General features: G+C 71.4%; 18 protein-coding genes. 7 read left to right on the top strand and 11 right to left on the bottom strand.

What is annotated here, in order from left to right; translation table 11 throughout:
* Nucleotides 1-13 precede the first annotated feature (13 nt).
* A complete protein-coding gene (locus ACLJPY_RS29460; RefSeq protein ID WP_410593306.1) occupies nt 14-766 on the bottom strand; it encodes a class I SAM-dependent methyltransferase in 753 nt (250 codons plus the stop codon).
* A 76-nt stretch (nt 767-842) separates the two neighbouring features.
* Here ACLJPY_RS29460 and lysS point away from each other — a divergent pair, with 76 nt between their 5' ends.
* Nucleotides 843-2,354 carry a lysine--tRNA ligase gene (gene lysS, locus ACLJPY_RS29455; RefSeq protein WP_410593305.1) on the top strand — a complete coding sequence of 504 codons (1,512 nt, stop codon included), beginning with the start codon at nt 843-845 and terminating at the stop codon, nt 2,352-2,354.
* 145 nt (nt 2,355-2,499) lie between these two features.
* Nucleotides 2,500-2,850, top strand: coding sequence for a histone-like nucleoid-structuring protein Lsr2 (locus tag ACLJPY_RS29450; protein ID WP_410593304.1), 351 nt, complete (start codon nt 2,500-2,502; stop codon nt 2,848-2,850).
* Nucleotides 2,851-2,980: 130 nt separating this feature from the next.
* Here the strand turns inward: ACLJPY_RS29450 and ACLJPY_RS29445 are convergent, their stop codons facing one another.
* Nucleotides 2,981-3,838 carry a DUF6597 domain-containing transcriptional factor gene (locus tag ACLJPY_RS29445; protein ID WP_410593543.1) on the bottom strand — a complete coding sequence of 286 codons (858 nt, stop codon included), beginning with the start codon at nt 3,836-3,838 and terminating at the stop codon, nt 2,981-2,983.
* Between the two features lie 33 nt (nt 3,839-3,871).
* Here ACLJPY_RS29445 and ACLJPY_RS29440 point away from each other — a divergent pair, with 33 nt between their 5' ends.
* Complete coding sequence (locus ACLJPY_RS29440; RefSeq protein ID WP_410593303.1) at nt 3,872-4,456, top strand: TIGR03086 family metal-binding protein; 585 nt, start codon at nt 3,872-3,874, stop codon at nt 4,454-4,456.
* Nucleotides 4,457-4,859: 403 nt separating this feature from the next.
* On the opposite strand, the gene ACLJPY_RS29435 is transcribed toward ACLJPY_RS29440, so the two are convergent.
* Nucleotides 4,860-5,684: a (2Fe-2S)-binding protein gene (locus ACLJPY_RS29435; protein ID WP_410593302.1), complete on the bottom strand. Its 825-nt coding sequence runs from the start codon at nt 5,682-5,684 to the stop codon at nt 4,860-4,862.
* Between the two features lie 373 nt (nt 5,685-6,057).
* On the opposite strand from ACLJPY_RS29435, the gene ACLJPY_RS29430 reads away from it, so the two are divergent.
* The gene (locus tag ACLJPY_RS29430) at nt 6,058-8,616 is read left to right on the top strand and encodes an ATP-dependent Clp protease ATP-binding subunit (RefSeq protein WP_364278627.1); all 2,559 of its coding nucleotides are present in this window, start codon (nt 6,058-6,060) and stop codon (nt 8,614-8,616) included.
* 104 nt (nt 8,617-8,720) lie between these two features.
* Nucleotides 8,721-10,400, top strand: coding sequence for an Hsp70 family protein (locus ACLJPY_RS29425; RefSeq protein WP_410593300.1), 1,680 nt, complete (start codon nt 8,721-8,723; stop codon nt 10,398-10,400).
* 57 nt (nt 10,401-10,457) lie between these two features.
* On the opposite strand, the gene ACLJPY_RS29420 is transcribed toward ACLJPY_RS29425, so the two are convergent.
* The 3 genes from ACLJPY_RS29420 to ACLJPY_RS29410 all read right to left on the bottom strand — a co-directional run bounded on the left by ACLJPY_RS29420 (nt 10,458) and on the right by ACLJPY_RS29410 (nt 13,000).
* On the bottom strand, nt 10,458-10,823 hold the full coding sequence (locus ACLJPY_RS29420; RefSeq protein WP_410593298.1) for a hypothetical protein: 366 nt from the start codon (nt 10,821-10,823) through the stop codon (nt 10,458-10,460).
* Nucleotides 10,824-10,858: 35 nt separating this feature from the next.
* Nucleotides 10,859-11,500 (bottom strand): pyroglutamyl-peptidase I, encoded by a 642-nt coding sequence (pcp, locus tag ACLJPY_RS29415; RefSeq protein ID WP_410593296.1) that lies wholly within the window; start codon nt 11,498-11,500, stop codon nt 10,859-10,861.
* Between the two features lie 66 nt (nt 11,501-11,566).
* Entirely contained in the window at nt 11,567-13,000 is a 1,434-nt protein-coding gene (locus ACLJPY_RS29410; RefSeq protein ID WP_410593294.1) for a M1 family metallopeptidase, read from the bottom strand.
* A gap of 148 nt (nt 13,001-13,148) precedes the next feature.
* Here ACLJPY_RS29410 and ACLJPY_RS29405 point away from each other — a divergent pair, with 148 nt between their 5' ends.
* Nucleotides 13,149-16,310: a BTAD domain-containing putative transcriptional regulator gene (locus tag ACLJPY_RS29405; RefSeq protein ID WP_410593292.1), complete on the top strand. Its 3,162-nt coding sequence runs from the start codon at nt 13,149-13,151 to the stop codon at nt 16,308-16,310.
* A gap of 82 nt (nt 16,311-16,392) precedes the next feature.
* Here the strand turns inward: ACLJPY_RS29405 and ACLJPY_RS29400 are convergent, their stop codons facing one another.
* Complete coding sequence (locus ACLJPY_RS29400) at nt 16,393-17,199, bottom strand: ABC transporter permease (protein WP_410563919.1); 807 nt, start codon at nt 17,197-17,199, stop codon at nt 16,393-16,395.
* Nucleotides 17,196-18,173 (bottom strand): ATP-binding cassette domain-containing protein, encoded by a 978-nt coding sequence (locus tag ACLJPY_RS29395; protein ID WP_410593290.1) that lies wholly within the window; start codon nt 18,171-18,173, stop codon nt 17,196-17,198. The genes ACLJPY_RS29400 and ACLJPY_RS29395 overlap by 4 nt, the downstream gene beginning before the upstream one ends.
* A gap of 162 nt (nt 18,174-18,335) precedes the next feature.
* Between ACLJPY_RS29395 and ACLJPY_RS29390 the strand changes: the two genes are divergently transcribed.
* Complete coding sequence (locus ACLJPY_RS29390; RefSeq protein WP_410593288.1) at nt 18,336-19,295, top strand: endonuclease/exonuclease/phosphatase family protein; 960 nt, start codon at nt 18,336-18,338, stop codon at nt 19,293-19,295.
* On the opposite strand, the gene ACLJPY_RS29385 is transcribed toward ACLJPY_RS29390, so the two are convergent.
* From ACLJPY_RS29385 to ACLJPY_RS29375, 3 genes are read right to left on the bottom strand one after another with little or no spacing between them, the layout of a single operon-like run.
* Nucleotides 19,296-20,093 (bottom strand): SIR2 family NAD-dependent protein deacylase, encoded by a 798-nt coding sequence (locus tag ACLJPY_RS29385; protein WP_410593286.1) that lies wholly within the window; start codon nt 20,091-20,093, stop codon nt 19,296-19,298.
* Entirely contained in the window at nt 20,086-20,397 is a 312-nt protein-coding gene (locus tag ACLJPY_RS29380) for an antibiotic biosynthesis monooxygenase family protein (protein ID WP_285986939.1), read from the bottom strand. Before ACLJPY_RS29380 ends, ACLJPY_RS29385 begins: the two co-directional genes overlap by 8 nt.
* Nucleotides 20,398-20,428: 31 nt before the next feature.
* Nucleotides 20,429-21,835: a M1 family metallopeptidase gene (locus ACLJPY_RS29375; protein ID WP_410593284.1), complete on the bottom strand. Its 1,407-nt coding sequence runs from the start codon at nt 21,833-21,835 to the stop codon at nt 20,429-20,431.
* Between the last annotated feature and the right edge of the window lie 85 nt (nt 21,836-21,920).

The following is a 21,920-nucleotide window of genomic DNA, read 5'->3' as shown; positions in this document are numbered from 1 at the left end:
GCCGGAAATGTCCTCATCGCCGTCGCGCGCGCAAGGCCGTCGTGACCAGCGGGAGGTCGAACTCGCCGTTCGCGGTCGCCGGATTCCGCGCCAGGAACTCCCGGAGCCTGCCCAGCAGGGCCGCCGACTCCGCCGGCGTCGAGACGATCACCTTCGAATACGTCGCGATCGTTTCCACCAGGCTCTCGGCCGTGCGCCGTTGCGCGTGGCGGAACCGGTCGCTTTCGAACGGCTCGAACTGCGGGTGCGTCACTTCGCGCATGTCTTCGATGCTCGTCGGGCGGCGGGCGCCGTCGCGGCCCAGCGCGGTGAACTCGGCGACCCACGGCACCGATTCGTCTTCGTAGTTCCACAGCGGCACGCACACGCCGCCCGGGCGCAGCACGCGGCCGATCTCCGTCAGCGCCACCGGCACGTCGAACCAGTGGAACGCCTGGCCGACGAACACCGCGTCGACGGCCCCGTCCGGGAGCGGAATCCGTTCCGCCTGGCCGGCCAGCGACGTCACCGACGGCACGGCCCGCTCGAGCTGGGCGCGCATTTCCGGGTCGGGTTCGACCGCGGTGACGTCGAGCCCGAGCGCGGTCAGGCCGAGGGTGAGTTTGCCGGTTCCGGCGCCGAGATCGAGCACCCGGCGCGGTGTTCCGCTCGCCCCGGAAAGGCCCCACTCGATGGCTTCCCGCGGGTAATCGGGCCGGTGCTCGGCGTACTCGGCGGCGCGGCTGCCGAAGGAAGAAGCGCGCTGACCTCGGGTGGGATCACTCACACACCCAGGCTAATGGACGGAAACGTAAAGGTAATCCGGTTGGCGTAGCGGACAGCCGGGTTCGTACCCTATGGCCATGACCGAAAACCCCGCTTCCACCAGCGAGCCCGCCGAAGACGAACTGCCCGAGCAGATGCGGGTGCGCCGGGAGAAGCGCGACCGGATCCTCGCCGAGGGTATCGATCCCTACCCGGTCGAGGTACCCCGGACGCATTCGCTCGCCGAGGTGCGCGCGGCCCATTCCGGACTGCCCGCCGACACCGCCACGGGCGAGGTCGTCGGCATCACCGGCCGGGTGATGTTCATGCGAAACACGGGCAAGCTGTGCTTCGCGAGCTTGCGCGAGGGCGACGGCACCGAGCTGCAGGCGATGATCAGCCTGGCGAAGGTCGGCGAGGACGCGCTGGCGGCGTGGAAGTCCGACGTCGACCTCGGCGACCACGTTTTCGTGCACGGCGAGGTCATCACGTCCAAGCGCGGCGAGCTTTCGGTGATGGCCGACGCCTGGCGCATCACTTCGAAGGCGCTGCGCCCGCTGCCGACCGCGCACAAGGAGCTGGCCGAGGAAACGCGGATCCGCCAGCGCTACGTCGACCTCGTCATGCGCCCGCGCGCGCGGGACGTCGTGCGCACGCGCGCCGGCGTGGTCCGGTCGCTGCGGGAGTCGTTCCACCGCCGCGGGTTCACCGAGGTCGAAACGCCGATGCTGCAGACGCTGCACGGCGGCGCCGCGGCCCGCCCCTTCGTCACGCATTCCAACGCGTTCGACATGGAGCTGTTCCTGCGCATCGCGCCGGAGCTCTACCTCAAGCGCTGCGTCGTCGGCGGCATCGAAAAGGTCTTCGAGATCAACCGCAACTTCCGGAACGAGGGCAGCGACTCGTCGCACTCGCCGGAGTTCGCGATGCTCGAGTACTACGAGGCCTACGCCACGTACGACACCAATGCGGTGATGACCCGCGAGCTGATCCAGGAGGCCGCGCAGGCGGTGCTGGACACCCAGGTCGTCACGCTGCCCGACGGTTCGGAGTACGACCTCTCCGGCGAATGGACCACACTCGGAATGTACGAGTCGTTGTCCGATTCCCTCGGCGAAGAGGTCACGCCGGAGACGCCCGCCGCCAAACTGCTCGGATTCGCGCAGGCCAGGGGCCTGGAAGTGGACCCGAAGCTCGGGCACGGGAAGCTCGTCGAGGAACTGTGGGAACACCTCGTCGGAGATCACCTGCACGCACCGACGTTTGTCCGTGATTTTCCGCTGGAGACCTCGCCATTGACCAGGCAGCACCGGTCCCGGCCGGGCGTGGCCGAGAAGTGGGACCTCTACGTGCGCGGATTCGAACTCGCCACCGGATACTCCGAGCTGGTCGATCCGGTCGTCGAACGGGAACGCCTCACCGAACAGTCGCTGCTGGCCGCGCAGGGCGATAGCGAAGCCATGCGGCTCGACGAGGATTTCCTGCGTGCCCTGGAGTACGGAATGCCGCCGAGCGGCGGCGTCGGAATGGGGATCGACCGGCTCCTCATGGCGCTGACCGGTCTCGGTATCCGGGAGACGATCCTCTTCCCGCTGGTGCGACCCGAATAACCCGGCCGTGTGAGGATAGCGGCCGGTTATGGCAATGAGATTTGCGTTGCACTGCAGAAGCGGGTACTAATGATCTGGACAAAGTCTTCTGTCCCGGGGCTTGCCCCGTACCAGATCATTGAGTAAGCCCCGCAGGAGGAATCGGATGGCACAGAAGGTGCTCGTCTCGCTGGTCGACGACCTCGACGGCGGTGAGGCGGAAGAGACCGTCGAGTTCGGTTTGGACGGGGTCAGCTACCAGATCGATCTCTCCTCGGAAAACGCCGAGGAGTTGCGGGACGCGCTCGCCCAGTATGTCGAGCACGCGCGTCGCGCGGGCGGTCGCAAGCGCGCCTCGGTTCGCCCGGTCGCCGGTAAGGGTTCCGCTCGGCCCGCCGCGGTCGACCGCGAGCAGAACCAGGCCATCCGCTCTTGGGCACGCAAGAACGGGTACGCGGTTTCCGACCGCGGCCGCATCCCTTCCGAGGTCGTCGAGGCTTACCACAAGAAGAACTGAAGTTTGTTCACGCCGCACTGGTGCGGGCCTATGTGGGGCGCTGACCAGCAGTTATCCCCATGCCGGTGGCGGCGTGGCCAATCGTCGACGCGGGGTGGCCGCCGGGTGGAATTCCGCCCGGCGGCTTTCTTCACGTCCGATCCCCGTGCGGTTCCCGATCGGTGGTACGTGCGGTTCGCGCGTACTCCGCAGGCGACTGGCCCGTCACGGTCCGGAAATCGCGGATGAAGTGCGACTGGTCGCTATAGCCCAGTCGAACCGCCAGACCGGCGTAATCGGGTTCTCCTTCGGTGACGAGCCGCTGCGCTGCGTCATTGAGGCGGTAAATCCGGATCGCCCACTTGGGCGGGCAGCCGACGTGTTCGGCGAACAACCGCTGGACAGAGCGGGTGGTTAGTCCAGTATCCGCGCACAGTTGCGCCACCCGGGTAATTCCCGGATCCCGCGCGATTGATTCCACCGCCTCCGCCGCCTCGCGCGCGGCCGGGGACAGCCGCACAGGATTTGCGATCAGCAAGTTGTCGATCGCACCCACCATTTGCGCGTCATCGGCCGCCGACCGCACCGATTCGGCGGCCGCCGAGGCCGCCGGCCCGAATACGCGGCTGAGTGGGACGGCCCGGTCGGCGATGTCACGCACCGGGCCGCCGAGGAACGCGCGGAAGGTGCCGGGACGGAATCGCACCCCCAGGCCCTGCACCCGGCCGGCCAAGCGGTGCGAAAAGACGTCGCGGGCCGGGCCGTGGACGCCGGAGGCGCCGGGGAAGAACGTCACGTGGACCGAGAGGTTCGGCAGCACGCGCTGCTCGTACGGCGGTTTCCCGCGCCGGTCCCACCGCAGGACCCAGTGGTATTCGACGAAATCGGCGAGCTCCGGCGCGGGCGGGTGCCGGGTCAGCGTGAACATCGTGCGCGCGGTGGCCTCGGCCACGATGCCACGCGGGATCCGGTGCGTCACCCGGTCACGGTAGCTGTCGCGTTCGTTCAAGACGGCCCGGTCGCCGGCGGTTTCGATCACCGAATGACTGCTTCCCTGCTGCGCCCGGCCGCGGCCGAGTTCCTCCGGATCGCGAGCGCGGTCCCCGACCTGACCGCCCCGACGCCGTGCGCCGGGTACGACGTCCGCGGGCTGCTCAACCACCTCCTGTATTGGGGACCGTGGCTGATCGCCGCGGGCCGCCGTGCGGCGCCGCCTTCCCCGTCTTCCCCGCCTTCCCCGGCGGCGGCGCTGGTGGGGGCGGAATGGCGGGCGGACCTGGAGAAGCAGACCGAGACGCTGGTTTCGGTGTTCGAGACGCCGTCGGCGTGGACGGGGACGACGTCGCTGGGATCGGCACCGATGCCATCGGCGGTGGTGGGCGCGATGGTGCTGGGTGAGTTCGTCCTCCACGGCTGGGACTTGGCCCGGGCGAGCGGCCAGTCGTGTTCGTACGCGCCGGAGGCGGCGACGGCGGTGTACGAGTCCGCGGTGGCCATGGGCGAGCAGGCGCGGTCGATGGGGGTGTACGGGCCGGTGGTGGCGGTGCCTGCGGAGGCTTCGCCGCTGGAGCGGGCGCTGGGTGCGGCTGGGCGGGATCCGGGGTGGAGTTGTCCACAGGTGGGCTGAGGTGTGGACAAGTGCGGTTGAGCGGGGGGTTTTGTCGGGGGGTGCCGGTAGACTGGCTTGGGGACGCCCCCCAGGGAGCGGTGGGGGCTGTTTGGTGGGGCTGGTGGCTGCCGCGAACAGGTTCGCGGACACCTCGGCCGGCGGAACCATCGGGCGCCGCTGCAGCCGCGGCTCGCCGGCGTTTCGGGGTCATCGATCCGGCTAGCCGCGTCGCTTCTCTGCTGCTTGTCCCCGCTTCGACCAGGTCAACGTAGGTTCCCGCTCGGCGGTCAACGCCCGCCCAGACCGACCAGGATCACGGGAGAGGCAGCCTGGGACACGATCTCGATCACGCCCGGGCATGAAGCAACGCCTGAACACTCAGGTCCCGCAGCCACCCCAGGAAACCACCGACCGCGTGGGCCTACCGCGAACAGGTCCGCGGACAGCCCTCACACTCAGGCGACGACGGCAGCAGGTACGAGAAGCAGCAGCTCTCCCGTCGCCGCGTCCACGCCCGGTGGCCGTCCTGCCCCTCCTCCAACCGCAGCGTCGATGCCGACGTCAGCGGTGGGTAGCGCTCGTCCAGCACCAAGGCCGCGTCCGCCACGCCCGCGCCCTCCGCCTCCGGGGTGCCGCCCTGCAGGCCCGCCCACCACAGTGAGTTCTCCAGCGCGTCCGTCGCCGCCGCCCACAGTGTGCGGCGGCCCAGTCTGCTCATCGGTGCGTACGCGCGGACGAACTGGGCCGCGTGGGCCAGGTAGCGCGCCCGCAGGATCGCCGCCAGCGCTCGCTCGTCGCGGACCGTCGTCGCCTCCGGGCGGGCCGAGCCCGGGTCCGTCGGGAGGCAGTGGAACGCGTCACCCAGCACCGCCATGCCGTCCGGGTGGGGGCGGTCGTCGGCCAGGCGGAAGGCCAGCTCGGACGGCTTCAGGGACGGCACCCGGCGCTCGTGGTGCCACAACAGCGCGCCGACGTACGCCGGGACGTGCAGGTACCACGTCATCACCCAGCTCGCCGTGGTCTGCGCCGGCGCCGAGGAGTGCTCGCGCAGCAGCCAGTCGCCGAGGAGGCCGCGCCACTCGCCGAAGTAGGCGGGCGTCTCCAGCAGCTCCGAACAGCGGATCCAACCCGCCGGGACGTCCCGGCGGAGCTCGCTGCGCTCCTGCAGGCCGGCGACCCGCCGCAACGACGACGCGAGGCCGTCGCCGACCTCGCGTGCGTCACGGAAGGAGCGCTGCTGGTTCAACCGCGGCCCTCCTCGAAGCGCCGTACCGGATTAGGCGTGCCTAACCTTACAGGGCGGCGGGAGCTGCGCCAATCGGGTGGCGCGGTGATCCGGGCCTCTCAGGTTGCGGACTGTTCGCGGTGAGCGGACAGCGCGCGGATGGCGGAATCCGGATGGCCGTCCGCACGTTGGACTTGACGTAAAGGTGCAGGGCAACCTGATGATGGGAGCACCCGGGAGATGCCACGTCCGGGTGCGGAAACGACCGCCGACAGCCGTAGTGGTACGCCAGCGCGACGACTTGGCTACTAGAGTGGTCTCACGGTGCTGAATCCATCGCGGTGAAAGCACGCGATGGAAACGGGCCGCCGGCGCAGCAGTCGAGGGAGTGCACATGTTTGAGAGGTTCACCGACCGCGCGAGGCGGGTGGTCGTCCTGGCTCAAGAAGAGGCCAGGATGCTCAACCACAACTACATCGGCACCGAGCACATCCTCCTGGGTCTGATCCACGAGGGTGAGGGTGTCGCCGCCAAGGCGCTGGAGTCGCTGGGCATCGCCCTGGAGGGCGTGCGCCAGCAGGTCGAGGAGATCATCGGCCAGGGCCAGCAGGCGCCGAGCGGGCACATCCCGTTCACGCCGCGCGCCAAGAAGGTGCTGGAGCTGTCGCTGCGCGAAGCGCTGCAGCTCGGCCACAACTACATCGGCACCGAGCACATCCTGCTCGGCCTGATCCGCGAGGGCGAGGGCGTCGCCGCGCAGGTCCTGGTCAAGCTGGGAGCGGACCTCAACCGGGTCCGCCAGCAGGTGCTGCAGCTGCTCTCGGGCTACCAGGGCGGCAAGGAGTCCACCGAAACCGGTTCCGGCCGCGGTGAGGGCACCCCGTCGTCGTCGCTGGTGCTGGACCAGTTCGGCCGCAACATGACCGTGCTCGCCCGCGAGGGCAAGCTCGACCCGGTCATCGGGCGCGGCAAGGAGATCGAGCGGGTCATGCAGGTGCTGTCCCGCCGGACCAAGAACAACCCGGTGCTCATCGGCGAGCCCGGCGTCGGCAAGACCGCCGTCGTCGAGGGCCTCGCGCAGAGCATCGTCAAGGGCGAGGTGCCCGAGACGCTCAAGGACAAGCAGCTCTACACGCTGGACCTGGGCTCGCTGGTCGCCGGCAGCCGCTACCGCGGTGACTTCGAAGAGCGCCTGAAGAAGGTGCTCAAGGAGATCAAGACCCGCGGCGACATCATCCTGTTCATCGACGAGCTGCACACGCTGGTCGGGGCGGGTGCCGCCGAGGGCGCGATCGACGCGGCTTCGATCCTGAAGCCGATGCTCGCCCGCGGTGAGCTGCAGACGATCGGTGCGACCACGCTCGAGGAGTACCGCAAGTACATCGAGAAGGACGCCGCTCTCGAGCGCCGGTTCCAGCCGATCCAGGTCGGCGAGCCGTCGCTGGAGCACACGATCGAGATCCTCAAGGGCCTGCGCGACCGGTACGAGGCGCACCACCGCGTCTCGATCACCGACTCGGCGCTGGTCGCCGCCGCGACCCTGGCGGACCGGTACATCAACGACCGGTTCCTCCCGGACAAGGCGATCGACCTGATCGACGAGGCCGGCGCCCGGATGCGCATCCGCCGGATGACCGCGCCGCCGGACCTGCGCGAGTTCGACGAGAAGATCGCGAACGTCCGCCGCGACAAGGAGTCCGCGATCGACGCGCAGGACTTCGAGCGGGCCGCCCGCCTGCGTGACGAGGAGAAGACCCTCCTCGGCCAGAAGGGCGAGCGGGAGAAGCAGTGGAAGGACGGCGACCTCGACGTCGTCGCCGAGGTCGACGACGAGCAGATCGCGGAGGTGCTGGCCAACTGGACCGGCATCCCGGTGTTCAAGCTGACCGAGGAGGAGACCACCCGGCTGCTGCGCATGGAGGACGAGCTCCACAAGCGCATCATCGGCCAGGAGGACGCGGTCAAGGCCGTCTCGCAGGCGATCCGCCGTACGCGTGCCGGTCTGAAGGACCCGAAGCGCCCGTCGGGCTCGTTCATCTTCGCCGGCCCGTCCGGTGTCGGTAAGACCGAGCTGTCCAAGGCGCTGGCCTCGTTCCTGTTCGGCGAGGACGACGCGCTCATCCAGATCGACATGGGTGAGTTCCACGACCGCTACACCGCTTCGCGGCTCTTCGGTGCCCCTCCGGGCTACGTCGGCTACGAAGAGGGCGGCCAGCTGACGGAGAAGGTGCGTCGCAAGCCGTTCTCGGTGGTCCTGTTCGACGAGATCGAGAAGGCGCACCAGGAGATCTACAACACGCTCCTGCAGGTGCTGGAGGACGGCCGCCTGACCGACGGTCAGGGCCGCACGGTCGACTTCAAGAACACGGTCCTCATCTTCACGTCCAACCTGGGCACCTCGGACATCTCGAAGTCCGTCTCGCTCGGGTTCGCCGGGTCCAACGACACCGGCACCCGGTACGAGAAGATGAAGCAGAAGGTCAACGAGGAAATGAAGAAGCATTTCCGCCCGGAGTTCCTGAACCGGATCGATGACATCATCGTGTTCCACCAGCTCACGCAGGAACAGATCATCATGATGGTCGACCTGATGATCGGGCGCGTGGAGACCCAGCTCAAGGCCAAGGACATGGAGCTGGAGCTGACGGCGAAGGCCAAGTCGCTGCTGGCCAAGCGCGGCTTCGACCCGGTGCTGGGCGCGCGGCCGCTGCGTCGCACGATCCAGCGCGAGATCGAAGACCAGCTGTCGGAGAAGATCCTCTTCGGCGAGGTCGAGCCCGGCCAGATCATCCTGGTCGACGTCGAAGGCTGGAGCGGCAACCCGGAGGACAAGGACGACCAGGCGCGGTTCACCTTCCGCGGCGAGCGCCGTCCGTCGTCGATCCCGGACGCCCCGCCGGTCAGCATCGGCGCCGGCCACGAGGAGCAGGGCGGCGAAGCCGAAGGCGAGTGATCGTCGAGTAGTGCGCCAGGAGGGCGGTTCCCCGAGCGGGAGCCGCCCTTCCGGCGTTCCGGGGCCGTGAGACGATGCCCGCGGACCTTGGGAGGGGAATCCGCGTGGACGTGCTGTCGATCGACTTCGGGACGTCCAGCACCGTCGCCGTCCTTTCCGCCGGCGGGCGTGGGGCGCGGGCGGTCGAGGTCGACGGGTCCGTCACGATGTCGTCCGCCGTCTTCGCCAACGACGACGGGCTGCTCGTCGTCGGGCAGGACGCCGAACGGCGGGCGCGGCTGGACCCCAGCCGGTTCGAACCCAGCCCCAAGCGGCGGATCGACGAGGGCGTGCTCAGGCTCGGGGACACCGAGGTCGGCATCGAAGACGCCTTCGCCGCCGTCCTGCGCCGAGTCGGTGAGGAGGCCGAACGGCAGCTGGGCCGCCCGCCCGCGCAGACGCGGATCGCGCACCCCGGCGGCTGGGGTGCCGCCCGGCAAGGCGTCCTCCGGGACGCCGCTGCGAAGGCACGGCTCGTCGACGTCCGGCTCATCCCCGAGCCGGTCGCCGCCGCCGCGCACTACGCCGGCCTCCGGAGCCGGGACCACGGTCCCATCGGCGTCTACGACCTCGGGGCCGGCACCTTCGACTGCGCCGTCGTCGGGGTCACCGGGCAGGGGTTCACCGTGCTCGCCGAGGACGGGCTGCCCGACCTCGGCAGCCTCGACATCGACCAGGCCCTGCTCGTCCACATCGGCCGCTCGGTCTCGCACGCCGACCCGGCGCAGTGGCAGCGCCTCCTGCGCCCGCAGACCACCGCCGACCGCCGGACGCGGCGGGCGCTGCTGCAGGACGTCCGCGACGCCAAGGAAAGCCTCTCCCGGCACGCGCAGACCCACGTGCCGATGCCCGAGCCGTTCGGGGACGTCCTGGTCAGCCGGGACGAACTCGAGGCCCTCGTGCCCAGCCTGCTGCGCAGCGCCGAACTGCTCGCCGCCACGATCGCGCGCGCCGGGCTGACCCCCGCGCAGCTCGGCGGCGTCTACCTCGTCGGCGGGCCGAGCCGGATGCCGCTGCTGGCCGCCCTGCTCGAACGCCAGCTCGGCGTCACGCCGACCACGCAGGACCAGCCCGAGACGGCTGTGGCGTTCGGGCTCCAGCAGGTGCCGCTCGGCGCCTCCGACCTGACCGTGCCCGCCTTCGCGCCCGTGCGGCCGCCGGTGGCGCCGCCACGGCCGCAGCCGTGGCAGCAAGCTCCGCCGCCGGCGGAACCGCGCCGGAAACCCAAGCCGTGGTTCCTCGCGCTCGCCGTGCTCTTGGTCGCCGCGGTCGTGGCCACCGTCGTCGTGTACGTCATCCGCGACCAGGCCGCGCAGGCCGCCGCGGACTGCACGCAGACGGCGCAGCGCGACCGGGCCGGGTTCACCCCGTGCCTGCGCGCACTGGCCGGGCCGGTCGCGGACCGGGGCACGTGCAAGGAAAACGACCACTTCGCCCAGCTGCTGGGCGCCCAGCTCTCGGTCGTCTGCAACTTCACGGGCGGCAGCGTCCGCTACTTCCAGGGCTTGACCACCGAATACATCGAGGCGAACACGAAGCTGACGCCCCCGGGCAGCGCCGTCGGCCGCGGCACCTGGGACGGCGGCGGGCTGCACGGCGAGTACCTCGCCACCGCCGACCGGAAGTCGTCGATCGTGCTCTTCGGCGTGCACGAGCGCCGGGTGGCCGCGATCTACCTCACGGAGGACCCCACCGGCCTCGAGGAGCTGGTTGCGGGGTTCACCCGCGAGATCAAGCCGGCCTGACTCACCGGGCCCGGTCGAGCCGCACGCCGCGGCCGTACCGGTCGTCGTCCGCGGCGGTCAGCGGACGCGGATCCGGGCGACCGTGTCCACGAGAACGTGCAGGAATGCGGAGACGGCGGCCAGCAGCAGGATCCGGAAGGCGCCGATGGCCCCGCTGACGTTGTAGACGATCACCAGCGCTGCGGGGGCCAGCAGTGCGGTCAGCACGATCGGCGCTTTCGGCGACATCCGGGTCATCTTCGCCGCGAGCAGCGTGAGCAGCGCCGATCCGGCGGCGGTCGCGAAGAAGACGATCAGGCCGAGGAGCACCACGCCGAGACCGCACGTTTCTTCGCCGCCATCGCACACCCGGTCGTAGCGGCCGCCCATGGCGACCCAGAAAGCGCCGGCGCCGGCGCCGATGAGCGCGCCCAGCGTCCCCACGGCGGCGAGTACCCGTGGGTCACTCCGCTGCGTGGTCAATGCTCCGCGCCTGCGGTGACCGCCAAGTCCTCGGTGACCCGCAACGCCGTGTCCGCCAGCGTTTCCAGGGCGTCGGCGATGCTGGCCACGCTCAACGACGGCTCCGCCTGGCCCGCCGCCGCGACCTGTTCCGTGCTGAACGGGACGTGCACGAAACCGCCGCGCACGTCGGGGAACTCCGTGGCCAGCAGGTGCATCAAGCCGTAGAAGACCTGGTTGCACACGTACGTTCCGGCCGTGTGGGACACCGACGCCGGGACGCCCGCCGCGCGGATCGCCGCCACCGCCGCCTTCACCGGCAGCGTCGTGAAGTAGGCCGCCGGGCCGTGCGGGACCACCGGGACGTCGACCGGTTGCGCGCCCGCGTTGTCCGGGATGCGGGCGTCGACCAGGTTGATCGCCACCCGCTCCGGTGTCACGCCGGCCCGGCCGCCCGCCTGGCCGGTGCAGACCACCAGGGACGGCCGGTGCTCCTCGATCGCCCGTCGCAGCGCGGGCAGTGACGCCTCGAACTCGCACGGCAGCTCCACCGCCGCGACGTCGTCCCGGCGCGCGGCCACCCGCGAAACCGCCTGCCACGACGGGTTCACCGCCTCGCCGCCGAAGGGCGCGAACCCCGTCATGAGCACCTGCGTCATGCACCCTCCCGATGCGGAATGCGTCGAGGCCACCCTACGTCCGCAGGGTGGCCTCGACGACCGCGCTCAGGCGGCGGGCTTCAGACCGCCGGGGAAGAGGTACTGGTCGGCCGGCTTGCCGGTGCCGTACACCCAGGCGTCGAAGAAGCCCTTCAGGCTCCGGTGCGCGACGAGTTCGGTGAAGCGCTGGAACTCCGGCATGCTCGCGTTGCCGCCCCGGTGCAGCGACGGCCACGTCTTCAGCACGAAGTCGAACGCCGGCTGCCCGATGTAGTGGCGCAGCGCGTGCAGCATCAGCGGGCCCTTCGAGTACACGTACGTGAACTCGTTGCCCGCGCCCATGTCGTAGAGCTTGCCGTCCCAGAGCCGCGCCGGGGCGGTCTTGACGTCGGCCGCGTACTGCTTGTCCAGGTCGACGCCTTCCTTGGCCTCGTCCCAGAGCCACTCGGCGTAGGAGGCGAAGCACTCGTTGAGGCAGACGTCACGCCAGTGCGCGACCGCCACCGAGTCGCCGTACCACTGGTGGGCGTTCTCGTGGACGATCGTCGGGACCGTGCCGGCCCAGCCCGCGGAGTAGATCGGGCGGCTCATCGTCTCCAGCGAGAAGCCGATCTCCTCGTTGAGGAAGATGCCGCCCGCCGCGTCGATCGGGTACGGGCCGAACTTCGACTCCAGGAAGTCGAGGATCTCCGGCAGCCGCCCTTCGGCCTGTTTCGTCGAGTCCGGCGTGCCCGGGGCGTACGCGCTGACGACGGGGGTGCCGTCCTTGCGCTGCTGCCGGTCGAAGGTCCACTTGTCGATCGCCACCGTCGTCATGTACGGCACGATCGGCGTCTCTTCGGCCCAGAAGTGCGTGGTGCCGCCCGGTGCCTTGGCCGAGCCGCGCTCGCGGCCGTTGGCGATCACGCCCCACTCGTCGGGCACGGTGATGGCCAGGTGGAACGTGGCCTTGTCGAGCGGGGTGTCGTTGACCGGGTACCAGGTGGTCGCCGACTTCGGCTCGCCGGCGACGAACGCGCCGCCCGCCCGGGCGTACTGCCAGCCGTTGTCGCCGAGCGACGGGTCGCTGATCGGCACGGGCACGCCGTGGTAGGCGATCTTGACGTGGAAGTTGCGGCCGCGCCACAGCGGCCGCGACGGCGTGACGACGAGTTCGTGGTCCCCGGTCCGGCTGAACCCCGCGTCCCGGCCGTCGACCTGCACCGAGTCGACGGTCAGGCCGTGCAGGTCGAGGTCGAACGAGCTCAACGACTGCGTCGCACGGGCGGAGATGTCCTGGACGCCGGTGAGCTGGTGCGACGCCGGGTCGTAGCCGACCTTGAGGTTGTAGTCGGCGACGTCGTAGCCGCCGTTGCCGTCCTGCGGGTAGTAGCTGTCGCCCGCGCCGTCGCTGCCGGGCTTGGCCGGGCCCCAGCCGTCACCGGCCGCGGCGGCGCCGGCGCCGAGGCAGAGACTGGCGACCACGGCGGCCGCCACCACGACCGGTTTCTGTCCCCTCATGAACGCTCCTGTCCGTAATCGGGTGGACCTCGTCGGCAACGTATCGCCACGAACGGGTGACCCTGCCGGTCTCGTCTTGTTTGTCCGGATAATCAGCACTTACGTCGGCCCGCCCCGGCGACCGGCGTGCGTCTGGAAAGCTGGACGCATGCGCGTTGCGCTGCTGGGCCCGCTGCGGGCGGCGGAAGACGACGGCACGCCGATCGACATCGGCGGCGCCCGCCTCCGCATGCTCCTGGCCCGGCTCGCCCTGGACGCCGGGCGCGCGGTTCCCGCCGACGTCCTCGTCGACGGTCTGTGGGGCGCCGGGCCGCCGTCCGACGCGGCCAACGCCTTGCAGTCGCTGGTCTCCCGGCTGCGGAAGGTGCTGCCGGTGGCCGTCGAATCCGGCCCGGGGGGCTACCGGCTCGCGGTGGCGGCCGCCGACGTCGACGCCGAGCGGTTCGAACGGCTCGCCGCCGAGGGCCGCCGGGAACTGGCCGCGGGCCGGGACGCCCACGCCGCCGACCTGCTCACCGAGGCCCTCGCGCTGTGGCAGGGCGCGGCGCTCGCCGACGTCCTGGACGCGCCGTTCGCGGCGGCGCCGGCCCGGCGCCTCACCGAGCTGCGGACCGAGGCGGCCGAGGACCGGTTCGAGGCCCTGATCCGGCTGGGCCGGCCCGCCGGCGTGCTGGCCGACCTGGCCGCGGCAGCCGACGCCGACCCGCTGCGCGAACGGCTCGCCGGGCTGCGGATCCGCGCGCTGTGCGCGGCCGGGCGGCAGTCGGAAGCGCTGGCCGTCTACAGCGAGCTCCGCCGCACCCTGGCCGACCAGCTCGGCGTCGACCCCTCGGCCGAGCTGCAGGAGATCCACGTCGCCGCGCTGCGCGGCGAGTTCGCGCCGCCGTCCCCGGTGACCGACCGGCTGCCGACCCGGCTGACCACGTTCGTCGGCCGCGACGACGAGCTCAAGCTGCTGGCCGAGCTGCTCGCCGGCGCCCGGCTGGTCACCCTGGCCGGGCCGGGCGGGGCGGGCAAGACCCGGCTGGCCACCGAAGCGGCGTCACGGCACCCCGCGCACCAGCGGGGCCGGGTCTGGTTCGCCGCGCTCGCCGGCGTTCGCGACCCCGACGACGTCCCCGGGGCGTTGCTCGGCGCGCTCGAGGTCCGGGAGATCCGCACGGAGACCGAAATCAACCGCCGTCAGCCGGACCCGGTGGAACAGGCGGTCGAGGTGCTCGGCGGCGAGGAAGCGCTGCTGGTGCTGGACAACTGCGAGCACGTCGTCGACGCCGCCGCCCGGCTGGCCGACGAACTGCTGCAGCGGGCGCCGAAGCTGCGGGTACTGGCCACCAGCCGTGAGCCGCTGGCCATCACCGGTGAGGCGCTGTGCCCGCTGGGGCCGTTGCCGGTGCCCGCGGAACGCGCCGCGCCCGCGGAGGCCGCCGAACTCGACTCGACCCGGCTGTTCCTCGACCGGGCCGCCGCGGTGCGGCCCGACTTCGTGCTCGACGAGTCCACTGTGGACCACGTCGGGGAGATCTGCCGCCGCCTCGACGGGATGCCGCTGGCGCTGGAGCTGGCCGCGGCGCGGCTGCGCTCGATGACCGTGGCCCAGATCGCCGCCCGCCTCGGCGACCGGTTCCGGCTGCTCACCTCGGGCAGCCGGACGGCGCTGCCGCGGCAGCGGACGCTGCGCGCGGTCGTCGAGTGGAGCTGGGAGCTGCTGACCGAGCCGGAGCTGGTGCTGGCCCGGCGGTTCGCGGTGTTCGCCGGCGGCGCCGAGCTCGGCGCGATCGAGGCCGTCTGCGCCGATGAGCGGCTGCCCGCCGCGGACGTGCCGTACGTGCTCGGCAGCCTCGTCGAAAAGTCCATAGTGGACAGGGTGGACGCCGGGGCCGGCGAGCCGCGGTACCGGATGCTCGAGACGCTGCGCGCGTACGCGACCGAGCGCCTGGTGGAGTCGGGCGAGCACGACCGGACCCGCCGGGTCGTGGCGGCCTACTACGCCGAGTTCGCCCAGCGGCTGGAGCCGACGCTGCGGACCGCCGACCAGCTCGCCGCGATCGACGCGTTCGAGGCCGAGAACGCGAACATGATCGCGGCCCTGCGCGGCGCGATCGAGATGTCCGATGTGGACAACTCGGTCGCGTTGCTGGACGGGATGTTCTGGTACTTCACGATCCTGGGCCAGGGCGGCCGGGTCGGCAGCCTGATCCGCGACACCCTGGCGTTCGGTGATCGCCTGCCCGAGCCGGTCTCGGCCGCCTACCGGGCGCTCGTCTACCTCATGGACGAGATCCCGGTGCGCTCGGAGCGGACCGAGATCGTGGCGCTGGTCGACGACTGCGTCCGCACCGGTGCGGTGGACCGCTACCCCGGCCTCGCGGTGGCGCTGCCGATGCTGGCCTTCCTGGGCGGCGACCGCGAAGTCGCGGTCCGGGAGGTGCGCCGCGCCCAGCAGTACGCCGATCCGTGGACCCGCGCGGGCGGGTACTGGGTGGACAGCTTCCTGCTCGACGACGCCGGTGACGTCGAGGGCGCGGACCGGGCGCGCGACCTGGCCCACGCCGGGTTCGAGGCGGTCGGCGACCGCTGGGGCATCGCGATGACGCTGAGCTTCAAGGGTTTCGCGTTGTCCCAGGACGGCGAGAGTGCGAAGGCGATCGAGACCTACCAGCGGGGCCTGGCGCTGTCGATGGAGCTGCGCTCGCACGAGGACGCCGTGCAGCACTGGTGGCGGCTGGCCGTGGAGCGGGCGCGGGCCGGGGACTTCGCCGGAGCCTGGCGCGATCAGGAGGCGGCCGAGCGCTACGGCCGGGAGATCACGAACCCGCAGCAGCGCGCCGTCCTGATGTTCGGCCGGCTCGAGCTGCTGCTGCGCACGGGCGAGGTGGCCGAAGCGCGGGCGCTGCTCGACCGGGTCGCCACGCTCGGCGGCGAAGACTGGTTCCCCGGCGGGATCGGCGACGAGTGGATCCACGCCTTCGAGGCGCGGATCCTGCTGGCCCAGGACCGCCCCGACGAGGCGGAACCGCACATCGCCCTGTCCATCCGCGCGACGAACCAGCGCGGGGACATGCCGGACATGGCGGGCGCGGTGGAACTGCTCGCGATGATCCGCGCGCGGCAGGGCCGGTACGAGCGGGCAGCGCGGGTCCTCGCCGCGTCGGCCGTCGTGCGCGGGCGGCTCGACCTCGGCAGCCCCGAGGTCCGGGCACTCATCGCCGAGCTCCGCACGGTGCTGCCGGACTACGACGCCATCCACGGTGGGGTCCGCAGCCAGTCCAAAAAGGACGTCATCGGCTGGCTGCTGGCCGAGCTGGGCTAGCGCACGCCGGAGGGGACGGCCGCCCCCGCGGCCGTCCCCTCCGGTTTCCCCTGGCGCTACTCACCCCCGTGTGTGCGCCTTCTCAGACCCGCCGACGGTAGGCCCAGGTGGCCAGCGGGAAGAACACGACGACGGCGCCGGCCATCCAGGCCAGTGCCCCGGTCAGCGGGCCGGCCACCGCGCCGCCGTTCATCAGGCCGCGCAGGGCGTTCGCCATCAGGCTGACCGGGCTGATGTCCGCCCACGCCCGCAGCCAGCCCGGCATGGTGGACGTCTGCACGAACACGTTGCTGCCGAACGTCAGCGGCATGATGAACACGAACATCAGCGCCTGCGCCGAGCCCGGCGTCTTCATCAGCATGCCGACGAACACCGAACCCCAGCAGAAGCTCAGCCCGAACGCCAGCGCGAGCAGGATCGCCACCGCGAACTCGCCGGGGCTGGTCGCGATCCGGTAGCCCATGATCGTCGCCACGACCATCAGCACGGTCAGGCAAACGACGTACCGGACGACGTCGGCGAGCACCGCGCCGATCAGCGGCGCCGAGCGGGCGATCGGCATGCTGCGGAACCGGTCGAACACGCCCTTGGTGACGTCGGTGTTGAGCTGCACGCCGACGGTCAGGCAGGCCTGCAGGATGTTCATCACGATGATGCCGGGCACGACCATCTGCAGGTAGGCGTCGGTCGAGCCGGACAGCGCGCCGCCGAACAGGTAGACGAAGATCACCAGGAAGACGATCGGCATCAGCGTGACGTCGGCGAGCTGCTCGGGGTTCTTGCGGATCTTCAGGATGCCGCGCCAGGCCAGCGAAAGCGCGTGCTGGAGGCCCTTGCCGGGGCTGATGTGCCGCGGCGGGGCCGGGCGGTCGAGGGCCAGCGTCGTCATGCCAGGCTCCCTTCGAGGGTCTTGTCCTCAACGGACGGTTCGGCGGTGTGGCCGGTCAGGGCGAGGAACACCTCGTCGAGGCTGGGCAGCCGCAGCGCCAGCTCGTCCGCGGTGATCCCGGCCTCGTCCAGCTTGCGGACCAGGGTGGACAGCAGCACCGGGTCGTTGACCGGCGCGGTGAGCAGGCCGGTCGCGTCGTCGCGGGTCGGCCGGACGCCGGAGAGGTCACCGAGGATCCGGCCGGCGGCGTCCATGTCGGACAGCTGGGTCGGGCGGACCTGCAGCGTCTGCCCGCCGACGCGGCGCTTGAGCTCGTCGGCCCGGCCGTCGGCGACGACCCGGCCGTGGTCGAACACGGTGATCTTGTCGGCGAGCTGGTCGGCCTCCTCCAGGTACTGCGTGGTCAGCAGCACCGTGGCGCCCTCGGCGACGAGGCCGCGGACGACGTCCCAGACCTCGTTGCGGGCGTGCGGGTCGAGGCCGGTGGTCGGCTCGTCGAGGTAGAGCACCTCGGGCCGGCCGACGAGGCTGGCCGCCAGGTCCAGCCGCCGCCGCATGCCGCCCGAGTAGGTGCGGATCGGCCGCTTGGCCGCCTTGGTCAGCTCGAACCGGTCGATCAGCTCGGTGGCGCGGGCTTTCGAGTCGGCGCGCGAGTAGCCGTACAACCGGCCGATCAGGACGAGGTTCTCGATGCCGTTCAGGTCCTCGTCCACCGACGCGTACTGCCCGGTCAGCCCGATCATGCTGCGGACCCGGACCGGGTCGGCGACCACGTCGTAGCCGCCGACCGTGGCTCGGCCGGCGTCCGGTTTCATCAGGGTCGCCAGGATCCGGACGGCGGTCGTCTTGCCGGCGCCGTTCGGCCCGAGCACCCCCACGACCTGCCCGAACGGGACTTCGAGGTCCACCCCGTCCAGCGCCTTCGTCTCCCCGAACCGCTTGACCAGGCCTTCGGCTTGGATTGCGTGCGACATGGGCGTCCTCCTTCACCGTCGCTGTCGGAGCCCACTCTGGACGGCCGCGCTGGTAGCCCGCGCACAGCGCGCTGGCAGCGGCTGGCAGGCGCTGGTGGAGATCTTGTGGAGGAGTTGCCGCAGCGCAGGCCGCCCGGCGCCGTCCTCGGCATACTCGGCAGCATGGTGGTTGCGGAACGGACGCGGTTGCGGCGGAAGAAACCGCTGGTCACGGGCCTGGTCGCGGTGCTGGTGGTGCCGCTGGCGGTGCTGGCGGCCCTGCGCCTGGTCGGGTACGACGGCGGCTGGTACACGCTCATCGCGCTGTCACTGACGCCGTACGCGGCCGCCGCGGGCGTGCTCCTCGGCGGCCTCGCGCTGGCGTTGCGGCGGTGGTGGACCGGCGGGGTCGCGCTGGTGCTGGCGCTCGCGCTGGGCCTGCTCGTCCTCCCGCGGACGTCGGTGAGCGAGCAGCGCGACCTGCACGGCAAGGCCCTGCGGGTGCTTTCGTCGAACCTGCTCTACGGCCAGGCGGACCCGAAAGCCGTCGTCGACCTGGTGCGCACGCAGCGGATCGACGTGCTGAACCTGGTCGAGATGACCCCGCGCGTGGTCGACGGGCTCACCGCGGCCGGGCTGTTCGAGACGCTGCCGTACCGGGTGCTGCACCCGGCGCCGGGCGCGTTCGGCTCGGGGATCGTCTCGCGCTTCCCGCTGAAGGAGGTCAACCTGACCGGCGACTCGGCGGCCAAGCAGCCGGGCGCGGAGGCCGACCTCGGCGACGGCGTGGTGGCCGAGATCGTGGCCGTCCACCCGATCTCCCCGGACGTCGACACACCGCAGTGGGAGCACGAGCTCAAGGACCTCTCGCAGCCGGCGGGCGAGCACGGCCTGCGCATCCTGGCCGGCGACTTCAACGCGACGCTGGACCACGCGGCCTACCGCACGATCCTGGCCCGCGGCTACCGCGACGCGGGCGAGGAACGCGGCGCGGGACTGATCCCGACGTGGCCGTCGTCGCTGCCGGTGGTGACGATCGACCACGTGGCGGTGGACAACCGCGCGGCGGTGCTGGACTACGGCGTGTTCGACGTCCCGGGCAGCGATCACCGGGCGGTGTTCGCCGAGGTCCGCCTGCCGTGATCAGCGCGGCAGGAGCCGCTTGAGCGTTTCCAGCGCACCGGCCGCGATGGAGACGCCGCGGCCGTGGCGGATCTGCGGTTCGCGCGGGTTGATGCGGATCAACGCGCCCGTCGCCGCGCTCGCCAGTTCCGCGTAGCGGCGGACCGTCGGCACCGCCTGGCCCGCGCCCAGCTCCACCACGACCAGGTCACGGGCGGTCCGGCGCCACGCCGTCAGCTCGTCCAGCTGGGCCTGGCTGCGGTCCGGGACCCACGAGGAGTCGCCGAACATCAGGATGTTGGGGCGGGCGAGGCCGCCGCAGCGGGGGCACGACGGCAGCGGTGGCACCGCGCGCACGGTGTCCTCGTCGACCACGACTTCGGCGTCCGCCGGCCAGATGCCGGCGGTGCACCCGGCGAGGCACTGCAGGTGGTGGATCGAGCCGTGGGCCTCGGCGACGGACCCGAAGCCCGCCGCCTGGAACTGGCCGTCCACATTGGACGTGAACACGCGCACGCCGTGCGGCAGCCGCGAGCCGAACTCCAGCAGCAGCCGGAAACCGTCGTGCGGCACGGTCCTGCGGTACAGCGAAAGCCGGTGCCCGTAGAAACCCCAGGCCAGCTCGGGATCCTCGGCGAAGTGCCGCGGGTCGGCGAGCTCCTCGAACCGCAGCCCCAGCCGGGCGTACGGCGGGTACGCGCGCCAGAACCCTTCGCCGCCGCGGAAGTCCGGCAGCCCGGAGTCGACGCCCATGCCGGCGCCGGCGCAGATCAGCAGCGCGCCGGCGCCGTCCAGGAGCTTCGCGGCGTCGTCACTCACCCGGCTGGGAACCGAGGACGACCTCGAACTCCAGCAGGTTCGCCCCGGTGGAGACCGGCTTGGCGCGCTCGCCGGCGTGCGCCGCGGCGGCCGGGCCGCCCTTCGCCCACGCCTGGTAGTGCTCCTCGGTCTCCCACTTCGTGTAGACGAAGTAGCGCGTCTCGCCGGAAACCGGCCGGAGCAGCTCGAAGCCCAGGAAGCCGGGTTGCTCGTCGACGGAGTGCATGCGCGCGGCGAACCGCTTCTCCAGCTCGGGGCCGGCGCCCTCGGGAACCTCGATCGCGTTGATCTTCACGACACTCATGCCTCCCACCCTAGTTGGCGGCGGGGTGGCTTCAGCTGCGCAGTGAGCCGGGGAACAGGTCGGCGTCCGCGGGGAGCTTCGTGCCGCGGAACCACGTGTCGAAGAACTCGCGCAGGTCCTTGCCGCTGACCTGCGTCGCCATCGCCTCGAAGCCGGCCCAGTCCGCGTTGCCGTGGCGGTAGCGGGTGGGCCACTCGCGCAGCAGGCGGGCGAACGCCGGGTCGCCGATTTCGCGGCGCAGCGCGTGCAGCGCCAGGATGCCCTTGTTGTAGACGCCCTCGAACTCGTGGCCCTGACCCATGCCGACCAGCTTCTGCGCCCAGAAGTCCGTGCTGCCGCGGGTGATCTCGATGGCCGCGCGGTAGCGGTCGTCCAGGTTCTGGCCCTCGCGCTCGGCCCACAGCCACTGCGAGTACGACGCGAAGCACTCGTTCAGGCAGACGTCGGACCAGCTGCGCACCGAGACCGAGTCGCCGAACCACTGGTGGGCGTTCTCGTGCACCAGCGTCGGCAGGTCGGCCCACTTCGCGTACGTGGGCCGCGTCTGGGTCTCGAGCGAGAACGGGACGTTCTCGTTCAGGTAGATCCCGCCCGCCGCCGACTGCGGGTACGGGCCGAACTTGCTGCTCAGGAAGGTCAGCACCTCCGGCAGGCGGCCGCCGATCGCGCGGCGGCCCTCGGCGCCCGGCGCGTACGCCGAGACCACCGGGGTGCCGTCCGGCAACGTCGATCTGTCGACACCGAACTTGCCGATCGCGATCGTCGTCAGGTAGCTCGCCACCGGGTTCGGCTCGGTCCAGGTGCCGGGCGGTCCCTCGCGGCCGTTCGAAATCACCGTCCAGCCCGCCGGGACGTGCGCGATGAGGGTGAAGGTCGCCTTGTCGCGCGGGGTCTCGTTCACCGGGTACCAGAACGCCGCCGAGTGCGGCTCGCCGACCATGAACGCCCCGCCGTCGGCCGAGTGCTGCCAGCCGTTCTCGCTGCCGCCTTCGTGCGGGGTCTTCGCCGGGTCGCCGCCGTAGCGCACCCGCGTGCGGAACGTCGTCCCGGCGCGGATCGGCGCCGGCGGCGTGACGACCAGTTCGAACGCCTTCTCGCGGCGGAACGTCGCCGGCTTGCCGTCGACCTCGACGCTGCGCACGGTCAGCCCGCGCAGGTCGAGGTCGAACCAGCCCAGGTCCTCGGTGGCCTTCGCGGTCACCGTCGTGTCGCCGTCGAGGTGGCCGCTCGGCGGGTCGTACTTCACGTCGACCTGGTAGCCGAGCGCGTCGTAACCGCCATTGCCGTCGTCGGGGTAATAGGGATCCCCGGCGCCCGACGCGCCCGGCACGGGGTGCATCGGTGGCGGCGGGGGTGCCGCCGTGACGGCGTCGCCGCCGCACGCCGCGGCGAGCACCACCGCGGCGCAGACAGCCAGGGCGATGAGTCGGCGGCGCATGTCCACCACCATAGAAGACACAGTGAAGCGAAGCTTCTCGGCTGAGGGTGGTGGTGGGGCGGGGAGGGGATGGCTTGCGAGCACT

It is taken from the genome of Amycolatopsis sp. lyj-23, from assembly GCF_046549135.1.
Taxonomy (GTDB): Bacteria; Actinomycetota; Actinomycetes; order Mycobacteriales; family Pseudonocardiaceae; genus Amycolatopsis.
This window is presented reverse-complemented; position numbering and strand designations above follow the sequence as displayed.

What these genes read in the sequence shown, in the direction of transcription:
- lysS (WP_410593305.1), top strand. Translation starts at nt 843, where the DNA reads ATGACCGAAAACCCCGCTTCCACCAGCGAGCCCGCCGAAGACGAACTG.
- ACLJPY_RS29450 (WP_410593304.1), top strand. Translation starts at nt 2,500, where the DNA reads ATGGCACAGAAGGTGCTCGTCTCGCTGGTCGACGACCTCGACGGCGGT.
- ACLJPY_RS29440 (WP_410593303.1), top strand. Translation starts at nt 3,872, where the DNA reads ATGACTGCTTCCCTGCTGCGCCCGGCCGCGGCCGAGTTCCTCCGGATC.
- ACLJPY_RS29430 (WP_364278627.1), top strand. Translation starts at nt 6,058, where the DNA reads ATGTTTGAGAGGTTCACCGACCGCGCGAGGCGGGTGGTCGTCCTGGCT.
- pcp (WP_410593296.1), bottom strand. Translation starts at nt 11,500, where the DNA reads ATGACGCAGGTGCTCATGACGGGGTTCGCGCCCTTCGGCGGCGAGGCG.
- ACLJPY_RS29410 (WP_410593294.1), bottom strand. Translation starts at nt 13,000, where the DNA reads ATGAGGGGACAGAAACCGGTCGTGGTGGCGGCCGCCGTGGTCGCCAGT.
- ACLJPY_RS29405 (WP_410593292.1), top strand. Translation starts at nt 13,149, where the DNA reads ATGCGCGTTGCGCTGCTGGGCCCGCTGCGGGCGGCGGAAGACGACGGC.
- ACLJPY_RS29400 (WP_410563919.1), bottom strand. Translation starts at nt 17,199, where the DNA reads ATGACGACGCTGGCCCTCGACCGCCCGGCCCCGCCGCGGCACATCAGC.
- ACLJPY_RS29395 (WP_410593290.1), bottom strand. Translation starts at nt 18,173, where the DNA reads ATGTCGCACGCAATCCAAGCCGAAGGCCTGGTCAAGCGGTTCGGGGAG.
- ACLJPY_RS29390 (WP_410593288.1), top strand. Translation starts at nt 18,336, where the DNA reads ATGGTGGTTGCGGAACGGACGCGGTTGCGGCGGAAGAAACCGCTGGTC.
- ACLJPY_RS29380 (WP_285986939.1), bottom strand. Translation starts at nt 20,397, where the DNA reads ATGAGTGTCGTGAAGATCAACGCGATCGAGGTTCCCGAGGGCGCCGGC.
- ACLJPY_RS29375 (WP_410593284.1), bottom strand. Translation starts at nt 21,835, where the DNA reads ATGCGCCGCCGACTCATCGCCCTGGCTGTCTGCGCCGCGGTGGTGCTC.